Origin of the sequence: Mediterraneibacter glycyrrhizinilyticus (assembly GCF_015560805.1) — a bacterium.
GTDB lineage: Bacteria > Bacillota > Clostridia > Lachnospirales > Lachnospiraceae > Schaedlerella > Schaedlerella glycyrrhizinilytica_A.
Window position 1 is genome coordinate 57,212 of record NZ_JADMSO010000014.1, and the last position, 16,836, is coordinate 74,047.

The 16,836-nt window shown below is 45.9% G+C and carries 10 protein-coding genes and 1 tRNA gene; 6 read left to right on the plus strand and 5 right to left on the minus strand.

Going from position 1 to position 16,836, the window contains the following annotated elements:
• Nucleotides 1-4: 4 nt before the first annotated feature.
• From ftsH to glgB, 5 genes are all read left to right on the plus strand, one after another.
• Nucleotides 5-1,783 (plus strand): ATP-dependent zinc metalloprotease FtsH, encoded by a 1,779-nt coding sequence (gene ftsH, locus I2H87_RS12270; protein ID WP_044954808.1) that lies wholly within the window; start codon nt 5-7, stop codon nt 1,781-1,783.
• Between the two features lie 36 nt (nt 1,784-1,819).
• Nucleotides 1,820-3,868 carry a glycoside hydrolase family 13 protein gene (locus I2H87_RS12275; RefSeq protein ID WP_195610151.1) on the plus strand — a complete coding sequence of 683 codons (2,049 nt, stop codon included), beginning with the start codon at nt 1,820-1,822 and terminating at the stop codon, nt 3,866-3,868.
• Nucleotides 3,869-3,870: 2 nt separating this feature from the next.
• Nucleotides 3,871-5,787 (plus strand): methionine--tRNA ligase, encoded by a 1,917-nt coding sequence (gene metG, locus I2H87_RS12280; protein ID WP_022152045.1) that lies wholly within the window; start codon nt 3,871-3,873, stop codon nt 5,785-5,787.
• Between the two features lie 1,218 nt (nt 5,788-7,005).
• Nucleotides 7,006-10,050 (plus strand): AAA family ATPase, encoded by a 3,045-nt coding sequence (locus I2H87_RS12285; RefSeq protein ID WP_207746091.1) that lies wholly within the window; start codon nt 7,006-7,008, stop codon nt 10,048-10,050.
• 422 nt (nt 10,051-10,472) lie between these two features.
• On the plus strand, nt 10,473-12,401 hold the full coding sequence (glgB, locus tag I2H87_RS12290; RefSeq protein ID WP_195610155.1) for a 1,4-alpha-glucan branching protein GlgB: 1,929 nt from the start codon (nt 10,473-10,475) through the stop codon (nt 12,399-12,401).
• Nucleotides 12,402-12,544: 143 nt separating this feature from the next.
• Here glgB and I2H87_RS12295 read toward each other — a convergent pair whose 3' ends face one another.
• Nucleotides 12,545-13,768 carry an FAD-dependent oxidoreductase gene (locus I2H87_RS12295; RefSeq protein ID WP_330611588.1) on the minus strand — a complete coding sequence of 408 codons (1,224 nt, stop codon included), beginning with the start codon at nt 13,766-13,768 and terminating at the stop codon, nt 12,545-12,547.
• The gene (locus I2H87_RS14025; protein WP_330611586.1) at nt 13,753-14,316 is read right to left on the minus strand and encodes an oxidoreductase; all 564 of its coding nucleotides are present in this window, start codon (nt 14,314-14,316) and stop codon (nt 13,753-13,755) included. Before I2H87_RS14025 ends, I2H87_RS12295 begins: the two co-directional genes overlap by 16 nt.
• Before the next feature lie 245 nt (nt 14,317-14,561).
• Between I2H87_RS14025 and I2H87_RS12300 the strand changes: the two genes are divergently transcribed.
• Entirely contained in the window at nt 14,562-14,873 is a 312-nt protein-coding gene (locus I2H87_RS12300) for a TetR/AcrR family transcriptional regulator (protein ID WP_009267531.1), read from the plus strand.
• Nucleotides 14,874-14,944: 71 nt separating this feature from the next.
• Here the strand turns inward: I2H87_RS12300 and I2H87_RS12305 are convergent.
• From I2H87_RS12305 to trmB, 3 genes are all read right to left on the minus strand, one after another.
• Nucleotides 14,945-15,017 (minus strand) — tRNA-Lys (locus I2H87_RS12305).
• Between the two features lie 302 nt (nt 15,018-15,319).
• Nucleotides 15,320-15,634, minus strand: a complete 315-nt coding sequence (locus tag I2H87_RS12310) for a thioredoxin family protein (protein ID WP_009267530.1) — start codon at nt 15,632-15,634, stop codon at nt 15,320-15,322.
• A gap of 304 nt (nt 15,635-15,938) precedes the next feature.
• Nucleotides 15,939-16,592, minus strand: coding sequence for a tRNA (guanosine(46)-N7)-methyltransferase TrmB (gene trmB, locus I2H87_RS12315; protein WP_009267529.1), 654 nt, complete (start codon nt 16,590-16,592; stop codon nt 15,939-15,941).
• Nucleotides 16,593-16,836 lie beyond the last annotated feature (244 nt).

Consider the following 16,836-nt stretch of genomic DNA (forward strand, 5'->3'; position numbering starts at 1 on the left):
CCTGATGTTTATTGTGATCGTATTTGGATCGCTTTGGTTCATGGGGAAAATGCAGCAGCAGGGACAGGAGATCACCTACACCCAGTTTGTTCAGGAAGTGGAAAGCGACAATGTGGCGGATCTGACGATCTCTCAGAACAAGACGGCGCCCACCGGTGTGGTTACGATCACATTAAAAGACAGCGGAGCTGTAAGGCGGGTGTATGTATCCGATGTCAATGAGATTCAGGATATGCTTGAAAAAGAGGGAGTATCCAATTACCGGCTGCTGAATGTGCACGAAGATACATGGATGACAACGATCCTGCTTCCGGTACTGATCACGATGGTCGGCGTATTTTTACTTTTTATGCTGATGAACCGCCAGAATGGCGGAGGCAACGCCAAGGCAATGAATTTCGGGAAGAGCCGTGCGAAAATGAGTTCGCCGGATGAGCAGAAAGTGACATTTGCACAGGTTGCCGGACTACGGGAGGAAAAAGAAGAGCTGGAGGAGATCGTAGATTTCCTGAAAGCGCCGAAGAAATATATCCAGGTCGGAGCGCGGATCCCGAAAGGCGTACTTTTAGAGGGACCTCCGGGAACCGGTAAGACGTTGCTTGCGAAAGCGGTCGCAGGAGAAGCGGGCGTTCCGTTTTTCAGTATTTCCGGTTCGGATTTTGTGGAGATGTTTGTCGGTGTTGGCGCGTCTCGTGTCCGCGATCTGTTTCAGGATGCCAAGAGAAATGCGCCGTGTATCATCTTTATCGATGAGATCGACGCTGTGGCGAGAAGACGAGGCAGCGGTCTGGGCGGCGGACATGACGAGCGTGAGCAGACGCTGAACCAGCTGCTTGTCGAGATGGATGGATTCGGCGTCAACGAGGGCATTATCGTTATGGCGGCGACAAACCGGAAAGATATTCTGGATCCTGCGATCCTGCGTCCGGGACGTTTCGACCGGAATGTGATCGTAGGACGACCGGATGTGGCAGGCAGAGAAGAAATCCTCAAAGTCCATTCCAAGAACAAACCGCTTGCGGAAGATGTAGATCTGAAGCAGATCGCGCAGACGACGGCAGGATTTACCGGAGCGGATCTGGAAAATCTGATGAATGAGGCGGCAATCCTGGCAGCAAAAGAGAACCGTGTATACTTACAGCAGGCGGATATCCGTCATGCATTTGTAAAAGTCGGGATCGGACCGGAGAAGAGAAGCCGTGTCGTATCGGAAAAAGAACGCCGGATCACAGCCTATCACGAGGCGGGACATGCGATCCTGTTCCATGTACTTCCGGACGTGGGACCGGTGTACAGTGTATCGATCGTTCCGACCGGCGGTGCGGGCGGCTATACGATGCCGCTTCCGGAAAAAGACGAGATGTTCAATACGAAAGGGCAGATGCTTCAGGAGATCACCGTTTCTCTCGGAGGACGTGTGGCAGAGGAAGAGATCTTCGACGATATTACGACAGGAGCTTCACAGGATATCAAACAGGCGACAGCGATCGCAAAATCGATGATCACGAAGTTTGGTATGTCAGAGCGGCTTGGTCTGATCAATTATGATAACGACAGCGATGAAGTGTTTATCGGACGGGACTTTGGTCATACATCCAGAGGATACGGAGAGAAAGTGGCGGGAACGATCGACGAAGAGGTGAAACGTATCGTCGACGAATGTTATGCGAAAGCGAGAAAGATCCTGCAGGAATATCATTCGGTTCTGGAATCCTGCGCGCAGCTTCTGCTGGAAAAAGAAAAGATCACGCGTAAGGAATTTGAAGCTCTTTTTGAAGAATAAAGAGTCAGGAGTCCTGTATTTTGACAGGAGGGATTTATGAATAGAAAAGCACTGTTTTGTGATGGGACTTCGTCGTATGTGATACCGGCAGAGCCCGAAAAAAATCAAAAAATCGTGCTGCGGTTTCGAACGGCAAAGGAAGACGTCTCAGGCGTCTTCCTTGTTGCAGAGGGAAGAGAAGAAATACAAATGGAAAAAGCGTCTTCCCGTGGGATATTTGATTATTATGAGACAACGTGGCAGTTAGAGGAAGAGACGTTTTGCTATTATTTTAAGATCGTCAGCGGAGATGAGGTCTGCTACTTTACCAGATATGGCGTCTCGGACAATTTGAACACATTCTATCAGTTCCGGATCGCGCCCGGATTTTCCACGCCGGACTGGGCAAAAGGCGCCGTGATGTATCAGATTTTCGTAGATCGTTTTTACAATGGCGATCCGACCAACGACGTGGAATCGCGGGAGTATATTTATATCGGCGCGCCGTGCGAGAAAGTGACGGACTGGGCAGAACCTCCAACGGCAATGGATGTGCGGCGGTTTTACGGCGGAGACTTGCAGGGTGTTCTTGAAAAACTGGATTATCTGCAGGAACTGGGGGTAGAGGTGGTCTACTTCAATCCGTTGTTTGTATCTCCGTCGAATCATAAATATGATATTCAGGATTATGATTATATCGATCCGCATTACGGACGGATCGTCAAAGACGGAGGCTCACCGCTTGCGGAGGGCGCGCAGGGCAACCGTGATGCGTCGATGTACCAGATCCGTACCGGGGCGAAAGAAAATCTGGAAGCAAGCAATGCATTGTTTGCGGAACTGGTGGAAGAGATGCACCGGCGCGGAATGCGCGTGATATTGGACGGAGTATTCAATCATTGTGGCTCGTTCAACAAATGGATGGATCGGGAGCTGATTTACGAAAGACAGGAAGCATACGAGAAAGGCGCGTATGTCAGCGCCGGAAGTCCGTATCGGGAGTTTTTCCGTTTTGAAGATGACAGAGATTCTTCATGGCCGTATAATGGAAGTTATGACGGCTGGTGGGGACATGATACATTACCGAAGCTGAATTATGAAGATTCAAGACGACTGGAAGATTATATCATCGGCATCGGGAAAAAATGGGTTTCGCCGCCGTATAATGTGGACGGGTGGCGTCTGGATGTGGCGGCGGATCTTGGATATTCCAATGAATACAATCATTTATTCTGGAAACGGTTCAGAAAAGAAGTAAAAGCTGTCCGTCCGGATGCGCTGATCCTCGCGGAACATTATGGAGACCCTGCGGAATGGCTGCAGGGAGACGAGTGGGACAGTGTCATGAATTATGATGCGTTTATGGAACCGCTGACCTGGTTTTTGACCGGGATGGAAAAGCACAGTGATGAACGGCGGATGGATCTTTGGGGGAATGCGGATAATTTTGTCGCGGCGATGGATCATTTTATGTCGTGCATGCTGACCCCATCTTTGCAGGTGGCGATGAATGAATTGTCCAATCATGACCATTCCCGGTTTCTGACGAGAACAAATCATATTGTCGGTCGTGTCGGAACGTTGGGAAGCAATGCGGCAAAAGAAGGAGTGAACCTGGCTGTCATGCGGGAGGCGGTCGCCGTCCAGATGACCTGGGTGGGATCGCCGACGATCTATTATGGAGACGAGGCAGGACTTTGCGGATTTACGGACCCGGACAACCGGAGGACGTATCCCTGGGGAAATGAGAATCGGGAACTGATCGAGTTTCACCGTGAAATGATCCGGATCCACAAGGAAGAACTTCCGCTGCGGTGCGGATCGATCTGTATGCTGTACTGGGAGAAGAATATTCTTGCCTACGGTCGGTTTCAGGGAGAGGAACAGATAGTTGTCGTTCTGAACAACAGCAAGGAACTGCGCGAACTGACGATTCCGGTATGGCGGGCGGAGGTTCCCGAGAACTGCCGGATGGAACGGCTGATGTATTCTTATGAAGAAGGATATACAACGATGCCGGATGAATATATAGTAGAGCACGGAGAAGCTGTGGTGATCATGGGCAGACATTCTGCCGCCGTGCTGAGAACGAAAAAGGAGAGATAAAAATGGCTGAGAAACCAAAGTATTACATTACAACTGCGATTGCTTATACATCAGGCAAACCGCATATCGGAAACACTTATGAGATCGTACTTGCGGACGCGATCGCAAGATATAAAAGAAGTCAGGGATATGACGTATTTTTCCAGACCGGAACAGACGAACATGGACAGAAGATCGAACTGAAAGCCGAGGAAGCGGGCATTTCTCCGAAACAGTTCGTGGACAATGTATCCTGCGAGATCAAACGGATCTGGGATCTGATGGACACATCTTATGACAAATTTGTCCGTACAACCGATGAGTACCATGAGAAACAGGTTCAGAAGATCTTTAAGAAACTTTACGATCAGGGCGATATTTACAAAGGACACTACGAGGGAATGTATTGTACGCCTTGCGAGTCTTTCTTTACGGAATCCCAGCTTGTAGACGGAAAATGTCCGGACTGCGGACGGGAAGTACAGCCGGCAAAAGAAGAGGCTTATTTCTTCAAAATGAGCAAATATGCGGATCGTTTGATTGAACATATCAACACACATCCGGAATTTATCCAGCCGGTATCAAGAAAGAATGAGATGATGAACAACTTCCTGCTCCCGGGACTGCAGGATCTGTGTGTGTCCAGAACATCTTTCAAATGGGGGATCCCGGTGGACTTTGATCCGAAACATGTTGTGTATGTATGGCTGGACGCTCTGACGAACTACATTACCGGAATCGGATATGACTGTGACGGAGAGAATACGGAGCAGTTTAAAAAAGACTGGCCGGCAGATCTGCATCTGATCGGAAAAGATATCATCCGCTTCCATACCATTTACTGGCCGATCTTTTTGATGGCGCTGGATCTGCCGCTCCCGAAACAGATTTTCGGACATCCGTGGCTTCTGCAGGGAGACGGAAAGATGAGCAAATCCAAAGGAAACGTATTGTATGCGGATGAACTGGTTGATTTCTTCGGTGTAGACGCGGTACGTTATTTTGTGCTTCATGAGATGCCGTTTGAAAACGACGGTGTGATCTCCTGGGAACTGATGGTAGAACGTATGAATTCCGATCTTGCCAATACGCTGGGAAATCTTGTGAACCGTACGGTTTCCATGACCAATAAATATTTCGGCGGAACTGTGACAGATAAGGGTGTGACAGAAGAAGTAGACGCGGACTTAAAAGCGGTGATGGAAAATGTGCCGAAACTGGTGGAAGACAAGATGGAAGAGCTACGTGTGGCGGATGCGATGACAGAAATCTTCAACCTGTTCAAACGCTGCAACAAATATATCGACGAGACCATGCCTTGGGTATTGGCAAAAGACGAGGCGAAGAAAGACCGTCTGGAAACTGTATTGTGGAACCTGATCCAGGGAATTTCCGCAGGCGCGGTACTTCTGGAATCCTTTATGCCATCTACAAGCAAGAAGATTTTAGAGCAGCTTGGCGGCGGACATGTGACTGATAAGCCGGAGATCCTGTTCCAGCGTCTGAATCTGAATGAAGTGATGGAGAAAGTGGAAGCGCTTCATCCGCAGAAAGACGAGACTTCCGAAGAAGAAAAAGCGGCAGAAGAAGAGGGAATCGATATCGAGGCTAAACCGGAGATCACATTCGATCAGTTCGGTGCAATGCAGTTTCAGGTAGGCGAGATCATCGCCTGTGAGGAAGTGAAAAAATCTAAAAAGCTGCTTTGTTCTCAGGTGAAGATCGGAAGTCAGGTAAAACAGATCGTTTCCGGAATCAAAGCACATTATACGGCAGAAGAAATGGTCGGCAAGAAAGTGATGGTGCTTGTGAATCTGAAACCGGCAAAACTGGCAGGCGTGCTGTCTGAGGGAATGCTTCTGTGTGCAGAAGACGCCGATGGAAACCTGGCGCTTATGACGCCGGAAAAACCGATGCCGTCCGGAGCGGAGATCTGCTAAATAAAAATGAGGTAAGAGGCTGTCATGTGCAGCTTCTTATTTTATTGTTTTGTTCGGAAGCGGGGAATGTACAGTTCTGTTGTCCAAGCGGAAAGACAGCTATTATGTGAACCGGATCTGTTTATCATAATAGGTTAAAATAACTGAAAAAAAGAAATAAAATATAAAGTTATAAAATAATAAAAATAAATATAAAAAATTACTTGACAATATAAAGGCTTGGTGCTATTATAAAGTCAATCCAAAAAAGAACTAAAAATCAGTTCCATAAAAGGATTACAGATGAGAGAATATGAAGAAAGATATTTTCTCAGATGTTTAAAATAAGCGATAAGGAGGCAAGGGTCCCATGGACAGCGTGATTTCAGTTACAATTCAATATGTCAGTGGTACGGTAAATGAAAGTTCCTGTGAAAAAGAGACCTTTACCGATCATAGATAAAGGCATCCGGAAAATCGAGAATGAAAAGGTTCATAATCGGAGTGTACAGAGTTCGGATGAAAAGTCAAACGATTGAACATTTACAGACGTATTGAATACAGTTGCCACAAACAACGAGATTTCCATAGATGTGTAAAGAAACATCGGCGGACTATCACTTCATAAAAACAGATCTTAGTTATAGAAAGAATAATTGAGTATGAGGTCAGGGTATTGAGCACAGTATCGTGGAATCGAAAGATTATAGAAAGAATAACTAATCGGATATGTTTAGAATATGAAGTTAATACCTGACTTTTCAGGAGAGACCACAAAAGAAGATAAGAAGTTCGTATTCGAGAAGTTGTGAGTTGAGAAGATTGGAAAAAGATCCGGTTTCATGAAAAGTGTAAGGATTTCGGTTGTAAAAAGTTGATATTGGAAGACAGGAGGTTTAGGAAGCAAGTCTTATCCTAATAACAGACTGGCGGATCAATAACAACGGTAAAGGTCTTACAGGAATCCAATCAATAGATTCCTCCGATTTATAAATAAATCAAAATGATAAAATTAAATAATAATTAAAATGCATCTTCAATATAGGTTGAGGATGCATTTTTTTGACAAGACGGGTGCATTATGGTAAACTATTGAAAGAATTATTGTTCGTTAAGGTTTTGTTGCCGGGCGCGCAGAAAGGGAAACTCTGTTTTACAGAGTATTCCGGATCTATTAAAATTTAAGTTGACGAGGTGAGCGCAGTGGACAAGTATGAATATAAGTTGAAGACAGAACAGATGCTTGAACTTATGGAAGACGGTGCATACGGAAAAGCCGCAGCAATTGCGGATACGATTGACTGGAGAAGAGTTCGTAATACAACGATGCTGGCGAATGTCAGTGATATTTATGAGAAGAACAGGGACTATCAGAAGAGTTATGAAGTTCTTAATATTGCCTATCATCGTGCGGAAGGGAGCAGAAAGATCGTTTCTCGTTTGTGTACGCTTGCACTGAAGACAAGGAATGTGGATGAAGCGATTGATTATTATGATGAATTTATTCAGATCGCTCCAAAAGATCCGAATCAGCATATTTTGAAATATCAGATTCTCCGTGCACAGCGTGCTCCGATCGAGCAGCAGATCCATGCATTGGAAGAATTTAAGAAAGCGGAGTACATCGAAGAGTGGGCGTATGAATTGGCGAAGCTTTATCAGGAAGCCGGTATGACAGCCGAGTGTCTGGAAGAGTGTGATGATCTGATTTTATGGTTCAGCGAGGGGAAGTACGTTTATCAGGCGATGGAATTAAAGATGCAGTATAAGCCGCTGACGCCGTCCCAGCAGGAAAAGTATGACCGCAGATATGAGAAAGTATCGGGAGAGACAGAAGAGATGCCGAACCTGATGGAATATCAGGCGGCTCAGGAAGCTGCTACACAGGCACAGGGGATTTCCGGTGGGAATGGTGCAGAAGCAGGGGGAGCAGGCGGAAGTTCCGGTACGACGGTCGGAGAGAACGAAGATACAGGAGAGACCGGAGCGGAAAGTACGTCTCAGGTTCGTGATGATCGTTTATCCGCAGACGGAGTAACGGAGGCAGCGGAGGAGCCGAAGCCGGCAAAGCGGAAGATCGGCAATACGATGAAGTTGGATGAGGCGCTCAGAAGTCTTTTGAATATTCATTTGAATGATGGAAATAATGAGGATAGTGATTCGCAGGCAGAAGAACCGATTGAAGAACAGACTGCGGATTTGAGCGAGTTAAAGGATGCGATTGAAGAGATAGAGTCGGTTGCCGATCTGGATCTGGCAGCCGAACTTTCGGAAAAACGGCGCATGGAAGCGGTGAAAGTAGATCCGGATCTTGAGGAATTGCGTCCGGAGCCGGAAGATGAGGAAGAACTCGAAGAGCCGGAAGAGCCGGAAGAGCCGGAAGAGCTTGAAGAAGCGGAAGTCTTGGAATCGGCTGAGGCGGAAGAATTGGAGCTTACAGAGGCGGAAGAGGTTGAAGAGTTTGAGGAAGCGGAAGTCTTGGAATTGGCTGAGGCGGAAGAATTGGAGCTTACAGAGGCGGAAGGGGTCGAAGAGCTTGAAGAAGCGGAGCCGGAATACACTTTTGATCCGGCAGAAGCAGAAGAATTATCAGAACCGGAAGATTTTGGGGAGAATATAGAACAAGAAGATCAAGGGGCAGTACAGACAGAAGCTGATGATAAGGAAGAAGAAATTCAGATTGAACCAAAAGATGTGGAAGATCTGGAAGAAATGGAAGAGTTCGATGAGGTATTTCTGTATGAGCCTGGAAAAGAGGAAGACATGAACGATAAGAAGAATGGCACGGTGCCGATTTTATCACCGGATATTCAGAGACTGATTGATGAGATCGAGGGGAATATCCCGGCATCAGAATCAATCATGCAGGAAGAAAAGAAAGCGGAGAAGAAAACGGTTTCTGTAAAACCGGAAGTGCTTGAGAACAGAGGCGCTGTGGCAGAAGAGCTTCGTATAGACGATGCGTCAGATGAATTTGAAGATTTTGATGACGTTCTGGATGAAGACGAATATGAAGACTTTGTAGAAGATGAAGACGAATATGTGCTTTCCGATGATGAGGCGGAAAGCTTCGAGGAAGATTTGCCAGAGGATTTTTCAGCAGATCTCGAGGAAGACTTTGCGGAGGAGTTGGAAGAAGAACCGGAAGAAGAGTTTGATGCGGAAGATGAGGGAGATACATTTTTCGAAGAGGAAGAAATTGAATATGCCGACGATGCAGAGGAATATGAAGATGATGTGGAGTCTGTGACAGCAGGTTTTGAAGAGGAATTCCGTCCGCATCAGAGAGCAGAGGGTGAGATTGACGACAGAGAGATTGAAGATGACGAAGAGGAAGAGATCAACCTGTTGTCGGCAACGACCCCGCTCAGCCGGAAAGAAACTGCAAAATTGATCGCAACAGGTAAGACGTCTCCGCTTCCGCTGGATGAGATCTCGGATGCATTATCTATTTCGGACACAGGATTTATTGTACATGGAAGATATGAGTTGAAATCACCGGATGGCAGAGAAAGAAGAGCAAGCCTGACAGATGAACAGAAGAAGCTGTTCTCTTACTTTGTACCGGTCCGTGGCATGAGCGAGCAGTTGGTTGACGTTCTGGAGCAGGATAAAAACTGTACCAATCGTCAGGGAAGTTCCCGTACAGGAAATCTGCTTATTATCGGAAATAAAGGAAACGGAAAAACAGTTCTGGCAGTTGACGTCGTGAAAGCAATCCAAAAACAGCGGAATATCCGCCAGGGAAAGGTTGCGATCGTTACCGGAGATTCTTTGAACAAAAAAAAGATCAGCGATATTTTCAGCAAATTGTATGGCGGTGCGCTGATCATTGAAAAAGCAGGAAAGATGAATGAAAAGACTGTTTCCCGTCTGAACAAGGCGATGGAACGTGATACCGGAGAACTGTTGCTCGTGCTTGAGGATCAGAGAAAGCCGCTGGATCGTCTCTTGAGTTCTAACAGAGAGTTCCGCAGAAAGTTTACGAGCCGTCTGGAGGTACCGATCTTCATCAATGATGAACTTGTTACATTTGGACAGACCTATGCACAGGAGAATGGATATCGGATTGACGAAATGGGTATGCTGGCGCTTTACAGCCGAATCGATGCCCTGCAGAGAGAAGATCATGCAGTGACCATTGCAGAAGTAAAAGAAGTGATGGATGAGGCGATGGCACATTCCCAGAAAGCGTCTGCGAAGAAATTGATGAAGCGTGTGTTTGGCAAGAATACAGATGATGCAGATCGTATTCTGCTGACAGAGAAAGATTTTAATATTTAATAATATTTACGAAAGTGCTGCTATATGGGGCGAAACCCGTATGGCAGCATTTTTTGTATAGAGGTGTGTCCAGCGAAACTGGACCACACTTGCCGGTGCAAGTCCGGCTTGCCCGAGACCTTGGCGACTGCTTACAATCCCGGAATGTGCCTTTTGGCACTTCCGGTGATTATCTGATCGGAAATTTCATCCGGTCAAATAAAAAATATTCCGGAGAACGCATTTCAAAGAAAATTCGGAGTAAAGAAAAATGGCTGTCAAGAGAAAAGATGGTAAAGGAAAAGGTTGGGAAAGTGAAAAAAAGCGTTTTGAATTGTGAAAAACTGACAAAAAGTTTGCTTGTTTTACAGTGTTTTCTCTTTTATTTTTAACATAAATAAAGTATAATGCTGGTATAAGAAAAATGAGCGGTGAGGTGCATTATGAAGACAAAAAAGAATGAAGAGAAGAAAAAGCTGCAGCCTTTTGAGATAGGAGAGCTGGATCAATATCTGTTCGGTCAGGGGACACATTATGAGATTTATAAAAAGCTGGGCGCACACCGGGTGAAGATGAATGGGAAAGAGGGAGTATATTTTGCAGTATGGGCGCCGCATGCAAAGCGGGTGTCTGTGATCGGGGAATTTAATGAGTGGGATTTTGACGCAGACTATATGGAACGTCAGGATCCGATCGGTATTTATACATGTTTTGTTCCGGGAGTGAAAGAGGGAGATATGTATAAGTTCTGTATTGAAACACAGCATGGGAAACGTCTGTTTAAAGCCGATCCGTTTGCGAATTATGCGGAACTTCGTCCGGGAACCGCTTCCCGTGTGACGGATATTTCTCATTTTAAATGGGGAGATGCAGCATGGATGACTGCACGGGAGACATGGGACAACAAGACCAATCCGATGTCGATCTATGAAGTGCATCCGGGATCCTGGATGCGTCATCCCGGAAGAGAAGATGAGGGGTTTTATACATATCGGGAGTTTGCACATGCGATCGCAGATTATGTCAAGAAGATGGGGTATACCCATGTTGAGTTGATGGGGATGGCAGAACATCCGTATGACGGTTCCTGGGGCTATCAGGTGACCGGATACTATGCACCGACATCCCGGTATGGCACGCCGGAAGATTTTGCGTATATGATCGATTATCTGCACAAGAATAAGATCGGTGTGATCCTGGACTGGGTTCCGGCGCATTTCCCGCGGGACGCTCATGGACTGGCTGACTTTGACGGAACACCGACATTTGAATATGCAGATCCGAAAAAAGGCGAACATCCGGATTGGGGAACGAAGATTTTTGATTACGGTAAGCCGGAAGTGCAGAACTTCCTGATCGCCAATGCGCTGTTCTGGATCGAGCATTATCATGTGGACGGTCTGCGTGTGGACGCGGTGGCATCGATGTTGTATCTGGATTACGGCAAACAGGATGGTCAATGGGTTGCGAATAAATACGGCGGCAATGAGAATCTGGAGGCGATCGCATTTTTCAGACATCTGAATTCGGTTGTTCTCGGAAGAAATCGCGGAAGCGTTATGATCGCGGAAGAATCGACTGCATGGCCGAAAGTTACCGGTGATCCGGAAGACGACGGACTGGGATTCAGCCTCAAGTGGAATATGGGCTGGATGCATGATTTTACCGAATATATGAAATTAGATCCGCTATTCCGAAAGAATGCGCACTATATGATGACATTTTCGATGGAATATGCCTACAGTGAGAATTATATTCTCGTATTGTCGCATGATGAGGTCGTACATTTGAAATGTTCGATGATCAATAAGATGCCGGGGCTCGGATTTGATAAGTTTGCCAATTTGAAAGCCGGATATGCGTTTATGATCGGACATCCCGGAAAGAAGCTTTTGTTTATGGGACAGGATTTTGCGCAGCTTCGAGAGTGGAGTGAGGAGCGGGAACTTGACTGGTATCTGCTTGCTGAGCAGCCGCATCAGCAGATGCAGAACTGGGTACAGGATCTGCTTCATCTGTACCGAAAGAATAAAGCGTTGTATGAACTGGATACCGACGAGAAAGGATTTGACTGGATCAATAAGGACGATATATTCCGAAGTATTTTCAGCTTTGTGAGACATTCGAAAGATGGGAAGAAAAATCTGTTGTTTGTATGTAACTTTACGCCGATGGAGCGCCCGGATTATCGGGTTGGAGTGCCGAAAAGGAAACAGTATAAGTTGATCCTGAACAGTGATGATGCGAAATACGGCGGAAGCGGGGAGGAGCGCCCGCTGATTTATAAATCGGTATTGGGCGAGTGCGATGGTCAGAAGTATTCTTTTGAGTATCCTCTGCCGGCATACGGTGTAGCTGTATTTGAGTATTAAATGAAATAAAGAGAAAAGAATCGCCAGTTCCGGCAAGCATATTACCAGGCTGGCGTTTCTTATGTTATGGGGGCGTCCGGCAAAGCCGGACGCCCCCATTTGATCAGTTCGAAATGTTTAAATATTATGCAAGCGTTCTGTTATCAGAGACCGCGGGCAAGTTCGTATGCATTCCAGATTGCATACATGATATTGTGAACCTGGCTGGAATCTCCAATGTTGTATACCGGAATCTCGGAATCTTTCAGTTGTTCATAGAGCATATTATTTTCTTTGTAGCCGATAGAGGCGATCACGGTTTTTGCCGGAAGAACTTTCTGTGTTCCGTCGGTTTCGACAACGACACCATCGGAAGTTGTTTTGAGAACTTTCGTGTCTGTATAGATGTCAACTTTATGATAGTTGAGCAGGTCGGTCAGCATGTAATAGTTCATATGAGGCATTGCACCGTGTCCGCCAAGAATTTCCGGAAGAATCTCAACAACAGAAACTTTTTTGCCCTGCTGTGCCAGCCACAATGCCGTTTCAAAGCCGACGAGTCCGCCGCCGATTATGACGATCTGATCGGAGGCGTCCTGTTTTCCGAGCAATACTTCATCGGCAGTATATACCGGAAGTTCACCGTTTACGGTCATCTGTTTCGGTGTGGATCCACTTGCACATACGATGATGTCTGCTTGGAAGGATTTTGCGGTATCCGCGGTGACTTCGGTATTGAGGTGTACTTCTACACCTTGAAGCTCCATCTGGCGTTTGTAATAGTCCACAAGTTTCAGGTCATAACGTTTGAAGTGTGGTACACCGCCTGGGATCAGGTTGCCGCCAAGGTGATCGCTCTTCTCACAAAGGACAACGTCATGACCACGCAGTGCACAGACTCGAGCTGTTTCCATGCCGGCAATACCGCCACCGGCTACAAGAATCTTCTTTTTCTGGAGTGCAGGAGTGAGCCCGTAAATATTTTCTCTGCCGCATGCCGGATTGACTGCGCAGGATACGGTCGCATTTGCGATACGTCCCATACATCCCTCGTGGCAGCCGAGACATGGTCGGATCTCTTCAACTCTTCCCTCTTTGATCTTTGTGGCAATCTCTGCGTCAGCGAGAAGCGGGCGTCCGTAGCTGATAATATCACAACAGGTACCGATGGATTCTTCTGCCAATTCCGGATTGTCCATACGACCTGCCAGAATGATCGGAACATCTACTTCCTGTTTCAAAATGCGACCAAATTCACGGTACATACCGTCCTCGAAATACATTGGCGGATGGTTCCAGTACCAGGAGTCATAAGTTCCGGCGTCGACATTGAGCGAATCATATCCGGCGTCAACGAGAATCTTGGCTGCCGCTACACCCTCCTCGATATCTTTGCCGACTTCCGTGTAGTCCTCGCCCGGAAGACACCGTCAAATCCAGCTTTTTTTGCAATTGCAGCGGATTGGATGAATTTCTGAATCAAATTCATGATCTCATCTTTTGTCATCTCGCGATGCGTAATAGATGGTTCAAAACGGTTTTCTGCTTCACTTGGAGCAATTTGCTTCTTTGTGAATCCGGGCAGAGCGCTTCGTCCGAGTCCGCCTGTCAGCTGAAGCAGTATTTTGGAACCATAGGCATGAATCCGTTCGTTCATAGGATAGGTGCTGTGGACAAATGCAAATGGGTCGGATGTCGGACAAGGCATGCCAAGACTTGGAAGTCCTTCAATGTTCAGATCAACGGAACAGACTCCGGTGATGATAAGACCGACGTTGTTCTTTGCACGTTCTACATAATAGTCCTGAAGCCGTTGGTTGAAACCGCCGCGAGAATTTGCATAGCCAACAGGTCCCATTGGAGCCATGGAAATACGGTTCCACAGCTTCATTTTTCCGATATGCGTTTCTTCAAACAGTTTCTTGTAATGTGACATAGATTCGCAACCTCCTTTTTGAAATTCACCGAATACATTCTGTTGAATTTAATGATAGATCAACACTTTGTGATGAAAATATCAATTGAAGTGATTTAAAATCAAAAATATTCGTTAAAGTGCACGAAAACAGAGAGATGTTTTTGTGATATATAATATGGAAGAGAGTCGGCTGATGGATTTTGTTTTTTGTACGTTTATGCTATAATGAACGCAATATTCGACAGGAATGAGAGGGGGTCTTTATGGAGAAAAAGAGGACGAGAAAAGAACAGGCAGAGATGACACGCACTAAGATTCTGGATGTGTGCAGGAAATTATTAAAAGAACATACTTATGAGGAAATCAGTATCATGGATATTTGTGAAGAAGCGCAGATTTCGGTCGGCGCATTTTACCACCATTTTATAAGTAAAGATAGCATTGTGGTCGAGCTCTACTGGGATATTGATACCACGTTTGAGGAAGAAGTGTTTCCGGTGTTCGAAAAATATCCGTCGTCTGGCAGGAGACTATTTAAAAATGTATCTCAATTAAGGGAGCAGGTGCTCCCTTGATCGAGGGAAACTGTACACAAAAAAATCACCGTCCCCACAGCTCACAATGTCTGCAAAAACAGTGATTAGAATGCGCGATCAGGGGTTCGAACCCTGGACACCCTGATTAAGAGTCAGGTGCTCTACCAACTGAGCTAATCGCGCATATCCTATAATGAAAAGTATCCGTATTGGATAACGCAAGATGTATTATATCGAAAGATTTAGAAAAATGCAAGCCTTTTTTACAAAATTTTTATTTTCTGAAAATTTCGGCTCGATTTTGTGTTTTGTAAACTATTTCCTGCCAGTGTTCAAGAGAGAATTGTCCCACAGACATTGCGGTTTGGGAAGATCGTAACTAAAGTTCCATCCATACAGAGAGAGACGCACGGCTTTCTGTATGGACGGAAACTATGATGAGATGGATGTTATATTTGCCGAAGTATTGGGAATCGGATAAATCGTTAAAGGATGGACAACATCTCAAGTAGGGTGTCTTTGCTGAGCATCCCGGCTGCGGCTGCGATCGGGGTTCCGTTTTGAAATACTACAAAAGTGGGAACAGTCTGGATATCGAAAGCTGACGCAAGCGAGGGAGACTCCTCAATTTCAATCTGAACGACATGGAGTCTGTCTTCGTGACCGGCGGCGATCTCATCCAAAGTATGTTCCATCATCGCACATTTCGGACACCAGGAAGCAAAAAATTCAACAAGAACAGGAAGCGGGCAGTTTAGAACTTCTTCCTGATAATCGGCGTCGGTGATCCGTTTTTTCATTTGCAGGAACCCCGGCAAGGATGAGAATTGCCGCCGGAACAATGACTGCCGGGGCATTTTCTGGTCGTGTTTAAGATTCGGCATACTTCGTCAAAAGAACATTTGAGACACATCAATTTGCGGTTCCACTGTGGGTTACAGTACAGCTTTTCGCAGAGCCGATATTTCCATGCTGCATGTTTCATGGCGATTCCCCCTGATTTTGTTTGGACGAAAGCAGAGCGATATTTATTGGATCTTTTTACGTTTCTGCTTAGAGAGTCTTCTATCTTATTGTATGCAGCGGAATATATTTGGTTCTTGTTTAGTTTTTACGGACGGCGATCAGTTTGTTGATCGGATTTCCTCGGGAAGAGAATTTCTCTTCATATTCGGTCATAATATTTCCGGCGTTCATTTCATCGTTGTGGTGCAGGTCGTAAGTGTATTTTTCCAAATGCCATCCTGCCTCGGTGATTTCTTCCATAGAAAAGCGGAACAGTTCGGTGTTGTCGGTTTTAAATTCGATCTTCCCGCCGGACGGAAGAACCTGTTCGTAACGGCTTAAAAATTCCCGGGAAGTAAGACGGCGGCGGGCATGGCGCGCTTTCGGCCACGGGTCGGAAAAGTTCAGGTAAATCCGGGAAATCTCACCGGGAGCGAAGACTTCTCCGACATCGCGTGCATCCATACAGACGAAACGGATATTGTGCAGATCCTGAAATTCTTCGGAATCAAGGCGTTCTACGGCGCGCAGAAGTACGCTGGAGTAACGTTCGATCCCGATATAATTGATGTCTGGGTGAGCCTTTGCCATATTCAGAAGAAACTGTCCTTTTCCCATGCCGATCTCAATCTCGATGGGATTGGAATTGCCGAAAAGAGAGCACCATTTTCCTTTCTGCTCTTCGGGATGTTTGATGACCAGTTCATGCGCCTGCAAGGTACTTTCGGCGCGTGGGATGTTGCGTAAACGCATAGATAAACCTCCTTATATTATATATAGGTTATGAAAAGATTATTTTTCAAATTTAGCGGCAATGTCCAAGGAACAATATAATTGAAATCACGTTATTTTAGAGTGCTTCATTATGTTTCATCAACCATATTGACCTTTGTACACCGACACTGCTTTTTAAATCATAGCTATAAATGAGCAAGTTCGTGATTTTGCATAAAAGAAAGACACCTTAAATTCGATAGTGTTGTATAATGAAAGTGAC

Bases quoted from the DNA above. Each gene is read 5' to 3' on its own strand.
- ftsH (WP_044954808.1), top strand. From the start codon at position 5: ATGTTTATTGTGATCGTATTTGGATCGCTTTGGTTCATGGGGAAAATG.
- I2H87_RS12275 (WP_195610151.1), top strand. From the start codon at position 1,820: ATGAATAGAAAAGCACTGTTTTGTGATGGGACTTCGTCGTATGTGATA.
- metG (WP_022152045.1), top strand. From the start codon at position 3,871: ATGGCTGAGAAACCAAAGTATTACATTACAACTGCGATTGCTTATACA.
- I2H87_RS12285 (WP_207746091.1), top strand. From the start codon at position 7,006: ATGCTTGAACTTATGGAAGACGGTGCATACGGAAAAGCCGCAGCAATT.
- glgB (WP_195610155.1), top strand. From the start codon at position 10,473: ATGAAGACAAAAAAGAATGAAGAGAAGAAAAAGCTGCAGCCTTTTGAG.
- I2H87_RS14025 (WP_330611586.1), bottom strand. From the start codon at position 14,316: ATGTCACATTACAAGAAACTGTTTGAAGAAACGCATATCGGAAAAATG.
- I2H87_RS12300 (WP_009267531.1), top strand. From the start codon at position 14,562: ATGGAGAAAAAGAGGACGAGAAAAGAACAGGCAGAGATGACACGCACT.
- I2H87_RS12310 (WP_009267530.1), bottom strand. From the start codon at position 15,634: ATGAAAAAACGGATCACCGACGCCGATTATCAGGAAGAAGTTCTAAAC.
- trmB (WP_009267529.1), bottom strand. From the start codon at position 16,592: ATGCGTTTACGCAACATCCCACGCGCCGAAAGTACCTTGCAGGCGCAT.